The organism is Roseovarius spongiae (assembly GCF_003651245.1).
Classification (GTDB): domain Bacteria; phylum Pseudomonadota; class Alphaproteobacteria; order Rhodobacterales; family Rhodobacteraceae; genus Roseovarius; species Roseovarius spongiae.
This window is the reverse complement of the sequence record NZ_RAPE01000012.1, coordinates 1-9,508: the sequence shown is the minus strand read 5'-3', so window position 1 is coordinate 9,508 and position 9,508 is coordinate 1. Positions and strand designations below refer to the sequence as shown.

The following is a 9,508-nucleotide window of genomic DNA, read 5'->3' as shown; positions in this document are numbered from 1 at the left end:
GACCGACATGTTGGCCATCACCGCGATTGAGGGTCCGGAAAACCCTCACGTCCGCGCCAAAATAGGCATGCCATCGATAATGAACCCGATAGACCTGCCCGACATGGGCAGAATGAACGGGAACTGGCACTGAACAGAAAAAATGCGTTGTTCGCCGGTCATGACGAGGGCGGCAGGGCCTGGGGCCGCATCGCGTCGCTGATCGAGACCGCCAAGGTGAACGGCGTCGAGCCCTTAGAGGTGGTCGCAGGATTTCGGACCAGTTGCTAAGCTCTGGCGACTGATGAAGGAACGACCCCATGACGAAGCGGAAACGCTATTCGGCTGAGTTCAAGGCCAAGGTTGCGCTTGAGGCCATCCGTGAAGAATTGACGACAGCCGAACTGGCCAAGAAGTACGGCGTCCATCCCACGATGATAAATGGTTGGAAGAAAGCGGCGATCGAGAACATGGCGACGGCGTTTAGCCGGAAGGTCGAGGAGACACCGCCGATTTCACAAAAGGACGTGGAAAAGCTGCACGCCAAGATCGGCCAGCTGGTAGTGGAGCGCGATTTTTTGTCGGACGCCTCCAGCCTTATCCTCGGGCCTGGAGGCAAAAAGCGGTGAAACAGAATCATCCCGAACTCAGCGTCCGGCGGCAGTGCAGCTTGCTGTCTCTGGCGCGCTCGACGCTGTACTATCAGCCGCGCGGCGAAAGCGCCGAGAACCTGGCGTTCATGGAGATCATCGACAAGCAGTTCCTCGAAACGCCTTGGTATGGCTCGCGGCAGATGGCCCGCCATATGCAGCGGAAAGGGCACAAATGCGGGCGCCACCGTGTGCGGCGACTGATGAGGCTCATGCGCCTGGTGCCGATCTATCAGGAGCCGAAGACCAGCAAGAAGCACCCGGATCACAAGATCTATCCCTATTTGCTCAGGGGCCTGGCGATCACCCGCCCCAATCAGGTCTGGTGTACCGACATCACCTACATCCCCATGCGGCGCGGTTTTCTCTATCTCGTGGCAATCATGGACTGGCATAGCCGAAAGGTGCTGAGCTGGCGACTGTCGAACACGATGGACGCCGGGTTCTGCATCGAGGCTTTGAAGGAAGCGCTGGCCAGATACGGCCCGCCGGAGATTTTCAACTCCGATCAGGGCTCGCAATTTACCAGCACCGATTTCACCGACGTGCTGCGCGACGCCAAGGTGAAGATCTCGATGGACGGGCGTGGACGCTGGATCGACAACCGCATGATTGAACGGCTCTGGCGGTCTCTGAAATACGAATGCGTCTACCTCAATGCCTTCGAAACCGGCTCGGAGACCCGCAACGGGATCGGTGCCTGGATCACCTACTACAACGAAAAACGCCCGCACTCATCGCATGGCTTGCTGACGCCGGCCGAGGCCTATGATACCCGGAACCAATACCTGAACGCCGCCGCCTAAAATGAAACCAATGCTATAGCTTAGCCCGGCGGAAAACTGGTCGAAAAAGCAGGACCACCTCTGTCGAGCCCTTCGCCTATCTCAAATCCACGCTCGAAGCCATCGCCGCCGGCCATCCCCAGAACCGCATCGACGACCTGCTGCCTTGGAACTTCCAGCCGTCAAGCTGAAATCGACGTGCTATCCAGCCGCCGCTTACATTTGTTCTGATTGAAACAAGACCACTGTTGGATGAAGGCGCCCTTCTCGGCACCTTCTACATATGTGGCTGGGTGTTCTTTGGATTGACCATCTTTGCGCTGGTAGCGTCAACGGTTGCTATGGCTACCTATCACAGGCCTCCTGCGTGGACTTGGGGGAACTGAAAAAGCGCGACTTGTCAGGGAGATGCCTCGATGGAATCTGATTTCAGCTCTGGCATGTGCTCGGCGATCATGGCGCGAGTAAGCTGTTCGCCCCGCATGCTGAGCTTCTCAATCCACTCCTCTGGCATCGCCGCAAAGTCGGTCGGGTATCCATGTGCCTCCTCCCGAGAAACGAGATCGGGCGGCGCACAGGCAAGACGCGAGTCATCCTGACCGAGGAACGGCATCAGGAAACCGTTGATCCGTCCTGCCGCCTTCAAATCGAACAGACGCTTTATGCCGGCGTTCTGCGCACGATCGAAGACGCAGGCAAAGGTGCTTGTCAGCCGCGCTATGAAGAATTGGCTGGGAGGGTCGAAACGCAGGCCATAGCCGGCACGACAGCAGATGATTGTGTCCACACCGGAGACGTTGAGGCTGACCGACGCGTCACGGTCGGGCCAAAGCGGTGCAAGGCCGAGATTATCGTAAGCCCCTCCGTCAGTGAGTGTCACGTGTTCCTCACGCCGAGATCCGTCTGGCTTGTTAAACGCGAGACGCTCGTCAAGCGCGGGCAACAGCAGCGGATATGCCGCAGAAGCCGTAACTGCATGAGCAAGCGTGGCCTCGGACCCGGCCAGCTCACCAAGGCGCCAAGATCCCGACTTTTCGCGCGAGAAGTAGAACGCGGAGCCGGTGCGCAGGTCGGCGGCATTGATAATCAGCAAAGGGCGCCTGGCAGGCAGGTCGCAAAGTTTTTGACCATGAAAGACGTCTTCATCGAACACCCGCCGCAGGATCGTCGTCCGGCTCGCGAAACGGGGTAGCGGTGCCCGCAGATTTTCGAGGCTCCAGTTCTTTCTTGCCGCAGGTGGCAGCAGCCTTGCGATCAGTCGTGGCCCAGCCGCGACCGCCACGATCGCGAGGTTGATCGCGCCCAGCAGCACAGCGCAATATGCCGCGCGAAGACCTTCTGTGGTCGTGATCGTCTTGCGCAAAGCCGGACGAACCAGTCCGCGCGCAAGAAGAGCACGCACCTTTGTCTCGAAAGCCGGGAACGGCTCGTCCTTGGCGGCGTAAAGGGCACCGATGACGCTGCCACCGGACACGGTGGAGACAACCTTCACCTGATCGAGAATTCCGAGATCGTGCAGCGCTCGCAGGCATCCGAGATGAAACGCAATGGCACGTGATCCGCCACCGGACAGTGAGAGGCCAATGACTGGTTCGCTCATTGGCCTGTTTCCGCTGCGGGCAAGGTTCGAACATCCTCTTGGCGCACGAAGACGACAGCGAGTTCGTTCTCGCCGGCGATCAGCATCAAGCCGGGCAAAGTGTCCATGTCAAAAATCGAAGCGAGCCAGTTGATCTGGACAAGATCGGTGACGCTCGGCATTACTCCGGCACGGAGCGGGTGCGAGTGCCACTCACCAACATATCTCATCTGCCCCTGCGTCTCGGTCATCACATGGTCAATCGTCTCCTGAACACCGTCGGTTCCGCGGGTGAACCCGCCCGGTGACGCAACGCTGTCAGTGGGTGCTGGAGCGGCACCGGCCAAGTGAATTCGCCGGGCCGGGATATCGACCACGCCGAACATGATGCCGCCAGTCTCGTTTGGCAGCCGCTCTTCCCGCATCGTCGCGACGCGCCCGCGAAGGCCGTCATCGAGGGCGACTTGCCAGCCGTCAACATCGAACCGCCGCACAGCCTCCGCGGGATAGGAGAAGCTGCGCACCGCACCGCCCTCACCGAGCGACCAGATGCGGACAATACCCTCATCGGCATCGGCTGCTTGGCCGAGCCCTTCTGCGACGAGGCCGCTGAGCGCCATAACGCGTGATTCCGGGATCAGGTTTGTGATGGCCCTGCAGGCGCCGGTGTAGGCGACTGTGCGTGCCGGCGTCGCCAGGTGACCGGCGAGGGCCTCCTCGTTAACGACATGGCCAAGATACTGGGCTTCGAGATCGCGCAGCGTCACACTGCGATCCTTAGGTTCTGCGAGGAGCACGGCGGCATCACCCGCCGGACTATAGAAGATGCTGATCCGTCGGGCCTCCGCTGGATGGTCGGAGAGGTACCGCTCCGCCAGCAAGGAAGCGGATGCGTCAATGATGAGGTCGGCGTCTTCGAGCACTCGGTCGGCGTCTTCATTTCGGTCCCCATCAGAGCCGACACGGGCGGTGATGGCTGCTGCGATAGAGCTCTCGTCGTCGAGGATGCTGGCAAGCGCGCCGGCGAGGATATCGGACTTGCGCTCCGTGACATTGCCAGCGAACGCAATATGCCGGGCAAGGTTGTGCGGCAGCAAGACGTCATCGTCGATCACAGTCCAGCGGAAACGCCCCTCTCGAGCAAGACACGGTGCGACATGCGCGCCAATTGCACCACCGCCGACGATCACCGCGCGGCGATCATCCTCGACCGCACGGCCAGCAATCTGCGTCGCCAGGGCACGGTCAAAGGTCGCATGGACTTCGACGGGAAGCATCGCCAGCCCGCCGAGCTCAGCCTCATCAATCGAACCGCCAACTAGCGCGCTCACATAGCCTGCGGCGCCACCCTGGTCTTTGCTCGCCGTCTTGTGGGCAACTCCAAGCGCAACCGCGATGTCGCCGACCTTCTTGGCGGTCACGAAGGCCCGCAGATCGGTCCCCTGCTGTGCACCGTCAGGAGCAGTGATTGGCATCTCGACGATTACCGCAAGACAAGAGTTTATCCGCGCGGCGTTGGTTTTGGCATCATCCAGCCAGGCGCCAAAGCGCGTGCGAAGGTCGGCGAAAAGGTCGATCCCACGCGCTGCAAGCATGTCAGCTAAACTAGCGAGGTTCCCCGGGGCAAAAGACAATCGAACCATTTGTTCGGGAGGCACTCTGAAGGCGGCGACCGTTAGCGGCAATGCTTTGACCACGCCGCTCAGATCGGAACGTGGGATCACGCGCATCAATGTGCCGGTGTCGTCCGGGATAGCGATGAGGTCATGTTTGCTGGCATCCTCGATCAATGCGCGGGACATGATCAGGCTGTATCCCGTCCCGAACATCTGAGGATCGACTGGCTGGCGGGCATCGTGCAGGTTTCCTTCGGCGGCGCGTCGGAACCAGGAGAGGATGCGGTGAACGAGTTCGGCCGGCGTCCATGTGAGGCGCGCCTCGGCCCAACTACGATCGTCGATGCAGATCGCGCGCGGCGCGCCTTCTGCGGTGAGATTCTGATGCGCGGTGTCTGGAAAGTCGCTACGCAGCACATAGACGAAGGGCATGGTGTCACCTTCGCCAAAGCGGATCCCGAGCCGCTCAGTGCGTTTGATCGGGATTACGCTCTGCTGGGGCCTGCCGGTCCTGAAGGTCAGTTCGACCAATTCGCCGGCCGCCCCCTGGCGCAACTCGGTGACGGTAGCAACATCCGCGGCGTGACGATCCACAAACCGCGCGAACGAAACCGCGGCCGGGAACGTCAGGTCCCCGGCCGCTATCACCTCTCCGTACGATGCAGACAGCCAGGCTTCGATGTCCATTACCCAGCCCTGGGCGACGCCGCGGCGGCGGTACCGGCCACCATCGGTGCGGAAAGGACGAGCGCGAAACCGAACGCTGTGATCTTGTAGGCAAAGGGTTTCGGGCTGCTCTTCGACGGGTATTCCATCGTAACAATGAACTCGCCGTCATGTGCACCCGTGATCCGGCGGTGGTAATTCGCTGCCTGCCGGTGCGGCGGCTGGACGTCGTTGTCTGCCTTCGAGGCTTTCGCCGGGATAGGCCAGGATGGCGAGACGATATCGCTCCCCGGTTGGCGCTGGTTCTCGAACAGCCATTTGACGTCAGGATCAGGAACCGTTTCGTCGGTGCCGCGCTCCAGCCCCAACGACTTGTAGGAGCAGTGATGCGGAAGCTTCATCAGGTCCCAAGCAAGCCGGTCCTCGTTGCCGTGTTTGCGGGTGACCTGAACGATCGCCGAGAGCGTCTCGTAATTGACGTCCGAGGCGAGAAGTAACCGAGTTTTGCGGTCGCCTTCGATGAAGGTCGCCTGCATCACGATTGAGTCTTCGTTGCGGTCCACAACGGTGTTTTCGTCCTGCCGCCACCCGAACGGACAGTGCACGAAGAATTCGACCCGTTCTGGGCCCGTCAGCGCATAGCCGGGGATGAGCTTGCCGGCATCGACGATCAGATGTTTGCGACTTTTGAAGTCGATACCTTCTGCGTCCATCCAAGCTTTCAGGCGCTCAGGCCTCGAGAACACCCGAATTCCCTTACCTTGGCGCAGGCGGTGGCGCGCCTCGGCGCGGACTATTCGCGCATCATCCTTAAGGTTATCCTCAAGGATCGCTGCGGCGGGCACCCAGAGTTCCTTGATCTTGATCCGATCCTTGCCTTGGTAGCATGCCGCGTGGTCGAGCCAGAAAAACTCGCCGAACCCCTTACAGTGGTCAGTATCGGTGTGCGTGATGCATACGGCGTCGAAATAGTCGCACCCAGCCTTGTCGAGATCACGCCGAAGCGTCTCGGGCAGGTCGCAGCGCTGGTCATCATCATCGTCCTTGTCGCGCATCGCCGCGTAGTCGATGAGAATCTTGCGCCCGTCAGCGAGGTCGAGCCTCGCGGTGTCGGCATTGCCGAGCGGGAAAAAGTTTGCGTGTGCCTGCATGTCCACTGTCCTCTCGTTACGTTGCCCAATCAGATTTAGCCTCCTCCGAGCACTCAAATGCGACGTCGCGTTCGAGCGTTACCCGTTTGTAGGCCATCGCAATCTCCAAATGTCTTGGGCGTTGCTGTGTGCGGAGCCGGAGTGCCCCACGTCCCGACTCCATCTATCCTCGAGCAACCAGATATGTCAAACTATAAACACTCTTTGTGTTTGTTTCATAAACATCTATGTTTGCCATCTTGACATCTACTGCGTTTGTAGCTAACAAGAAATCATGAGTGGCCGGCAAATCTACCGAAATTTAGGCATTCGAATTAAGGGCTTGAGGGGAAGCCTCGGCCTTACGCAGGACCAGCTTGCCAAACAGGTTGGGATTTCACGCGCCTCGCTTGCAAATATCGAGCGTGGGAAACAGCAAGTGCTCGTCCATCATCTTTTTGCGCTTGCAGAAGCCCTGCAGCTCGAATCGCCATCGGATCTTCTTCTGGCGCCACAGGCCGGATCAGGCAGGCACAGAACACATAATGACCTACCATTGGCAGAGGAGGGGCTGACCGATAAACAACGCCAGGAAGTACTCCGTCTTATGGGTGGAGTCCTTGAGAATGACGATCATGGGAACCCTGGAGAAAACTCCAGAAGGGAGGACCAATGAACCACCAAACCAAGAGTAAGATACGGAGAAAAGCGCTCAGTTTGTTGGAAGCGCAAGGCATCTCGTCGGCGCCGGTGCCAGTCGAGCGGATCGCCAAGGCACTCGGCGCAAACCTTCGCTTTTCTCCGCTCGATGACGAGCTGTCGGGGATGGTGTACGTGAAGGATGGCACCCCGATCGTCGGCGTCAATGCCTTGCATCACCCGAACCGCCAGCGGTTTACGATCGCGCACGAGCTTGGCCATTTGCAGCTTCACCGTACCGAGATCACTAAGGAAATCCACGTCGACAAGGGTTTCCCGATGCTGATGCGTAACACCGTCTCGGCGGAAGGCGTCAACGAGATGGAGATCGAGGCCAATCTGTTTGCGGCCGAGCTTCTGATGCCAGAGTCCTTTCTTGCCGCCTCGCTCGACGGCGAACCGTTCGACATTGATGACGAAGGTGCCGTCAGCACCCTAGCCAAACAGTACAAGGTCAGCGCATCGGCGATGCGCTTCCGACTTGGAAACCTGTTCGCCTAAGCAGATGCGGGAGGATCTCGATGAGCTTCGTCTTCTATGACACAGAGACCACGGGGACCCACACCGCCTTCGACCAGATTTTGCAGTTCGGTGCGATTAGGACCGACCACGAACTCAATGAATTGGATCGCTTCGAAATCCGTTGTCAGATCCTGCCCTATGTCGTTCCGGCTCCTGGTGCGATGCGCGTTACAGGTGTTACCGCCGAGCAGCTCATCGATCCATCCTTGCCAACACACTATCAGATGGTGCGAGCGATCGCAGGCAAGCTGACGGAATGGTCGCCGGCGATCTTTATCGGGCACAATTCATTCGGCTTTGACGAGCACCTGCTGCGACAGGCGCTCTACAAGACGCTGCATGCGCCTTACTTGACGAACACCAACGGCAACTGCCGCAACGACAGCCTGCGGATGATTCAGGCAGTTGCGCGCTTTGCGCCAGATGCATTGAACATTCCCGTCGACGATCGTGGCAAACCGGTCTTCAAACTTGACCGTTTGGCACCGACGAACGGGTTCGATCATAGCGCGGCCCACGACGCGATGGCGGATGTGGAGGCAACAATCCACATGTGCCGACTCATCGCCGAGCGCGAGCCGGAGCAGTGGTCGGGCTTCGTACGCTTTGCGCAGAAAGCCGCGGTCACCGACTTCGCACTCGATGAGGAAGTGTTCGTCTTGACCGATTTCTACTACACACGGCCCTATTCCTGGGTGGTAGCGGCGATCGGCACCAATCCCGACAACGGCTCGGAGATGTTTGTCCTCGATCTCTCCAACAATCCAGATGACCTCGCGGCGCTAAGCGATGAGGACCTCGCGGGCGTGTTGGCGCAAAGCCCCAAGCCGCTGCGGAGCATGCGCACTAATGCCGCTCCGATTGTTTTGCCCTATGAGGATGCTCCCGAGCAAATCCGTGAAGTCTATCCGGCGCTCGATGAACTCAAGCGCCGGGCCGCGCGTGTCAAGGGTGATGCGGCGCTGAGTGAGCGACTGATCGCGGGTCTTCTTGCGTCCCGGGAGGAGCGGGAACCGTCAGAGCATGTCGAGGAGCAAATCTACGACGGTTTCGCCAGCAATGCAGACAATGACCTCATGGAACGCTTTCACAGCTTGGAATGGTCACAGCGCGTGTCCTTGATTGGCCAGCTTGCAGATGCACGGCTGCGTACACTCGGGCAGCGTTTGCTATATTGCGAAGCTCCAGAACTGATGAACGGCGACGAACGGCACGACTATGAGAAGGCGATTGCGCGTCGCTTGATGTCGGTAGACGAAACGACGCCGTGGCTGACCTATCCAAGGGCGCTCGCTGAAGTGGATGAACTGATTTCTGAAGCATCCGGCGACGAGATCAATCTGTTGACAATGCATCGCGATTTTCTTCGGGAGCGGACTGCGCAGGCATCCGCGCTGCTTTAGTCGATCGTGGACAAGATTCCTCCGAATCTCAGTTGGAAGACAGACTGTCGCTGTACCGTCGATTGTTGGATTCAACAGGTACAATCCATCTCATAGGCAGTCCCATCCAAACCATTCATCAGGATTGGTACCAAACGCTACTTAACGCGGATTACTGCAGTGTTTCTGGGGGTCTTTAGACATCTCTGAACCGCACCGTGCGAAGTCGCCTCTTAAAGCGTTTGCGAATTTTACCCAGTCCCTTGGCTTCATGATCTTGCCCGCGACGTGGACATGGATGTCTCGATTTCCACCTTGGATCCAAAGCAAGTTCGATCCAGCTTTTATCAAGTAATCCCAATGGATCAAGTTGGTAACCGCCCGGTTACAACCGCAGGTCTTTTTCCTTGACGCGGGCAATGATGTCTTGGTCCGAGACGAAGTCTTCGAGGAACCTATTCCAGTCCTGCGAGGAGCGCCTTGCGTCGGCGAGCATGTCT

The 9,508-nt window shown here is 58.9% G+C and carries 7 protein-coding genes and 1 pseudogene; 5 read left to right on the top strand and 3 right to left on the bottom strand.

Features of this window, described 5'->3' with window-relative positions; all coding sequences use genetic code 11:
* Positions 1-299: 299 nt before the first annotated feature.
* Both D6850_RS19160 and D6850_RS19155 read left to right on the top strand, forming a co-directional pair.
* Positions 300-1,435 (top strand): IS3 family transposase gene (locus D6850_RS19160; RefSeq protein ID WP_121169223.1). Its coding sequence is split into 2 segments (ribosomal slippage): positions 300-590 and positions 593-1,435, totalling 1,134 coding nucleotides; the frame shifts between segments, so codons are not numbered across the junction.
* A 62-nt stretch (positions 1,436-1,497) separates the two neighbouring features.
* Positions 1,498-1,605 (top strand): annotated as a pseudogene (locus D6850_RS19155) (transposase domain-containing protein); the annotation flags it as partial.
* A gap of 209 nt (positions 1,606-1,814) precedes the next feature.
* On the opposite strand, the gene D6850_RS19150 reads toward D6850_RS19155, so the two are convergent.
* Genes D6850_RS19150 through D6850_RS19140 form a run of 3 tightly spaced genes read right to left on the bottom strand, consistent with a single transcriptional unit; the run spans position 1,815 to position 6,426 of the window.
* Positions 1,815-3,014, bottom strand: a complete 1,200-nt coding sequence (locus D6850_RS19150; protein WP_121169222.1) for a patatin-like phospholipase family protein — start codon at positions 3,012-3,014, stop codon at positions 1,815-1,817.
* Positions 3,011-5,296: an anti-phage 6A-MBL system cap2_3 protein gene (locus D6850_RS19145; protein ID WP_121169221.1), complete on the bottom strand. Its 2,286-nt coding sequence runs from the start codon at positions 5,294-5,296 to the stop codon at positions 3,011-3,013. The genes D6850_RS19150 and D6850_RS19145 overlap by 4 nt, the downstream gene beginning before the upstream one ends.
* Positions 5,296-6,426: an anti-phage 6A-MBL system MBL-fold protein gene (locus D6850_RS19140; RefSeq protein ID WP_121169220.1), complete on the bottom strand. Its 1,131-nt coding sequence runs from the start codon at positions 6,424-6,426 to the stop codon at positions 5,296-5,298. Before D6850_RS19140 ends, D6850_RS19145 begins: the two co-directional genes overlap by 1 nt.
* A gap of 274 nt (positions 6,427-6,700) precedes the next feature.
* Between D6850_RS19140 and D6850_RS19135 the strand changes: the two genes are divergently transcribed.
* From D6850_RS19135 to D6850_RS19125, 3 genes are read left to right on the top strand one after another with little or no spacing between them, the layout of a single operon-like run.
* Positions 6,701-7,081, top strand: a complete 381-nt coding sequence (locus D6850_RS19135; protein ID WP_121169219.1) for a helix-turn-helix domain-containing protein — start codon at positions 6,701-6,703, stop codon at positions 7,079-7,081.
* The gene (locus D6850_RS19130) at positions 7,078-7,605 is read left to right on the top strand and encodes an ImmA/IrrE family metallo-endopeptidase (RefSeq protein WP_121169218.1); all 528 of its coding nucleotides are present in this window, start codon (positions 7,078-7,080) and stop codon (positions 7,603-7,605) included. Before D6850_RS19135 ends, D6850_RS19130 begins: the two co-directional genes overlap by 4 nt.
* A gap of 20 nt (positions 7,606-7,625) precedes the next feature.
* Positions 7,626-9,029, top strand: coding sequence for an exonuclease domain-containing protein (locus D6850_RS19125; RefSeq protein WP_121169217.1), 1,404 nt, complete (start codon positions 7,626-7,628; stop codon positions 9,027-9,029).
* Positions 9,030-9,508: the final 479 nt, after the last annotated feature.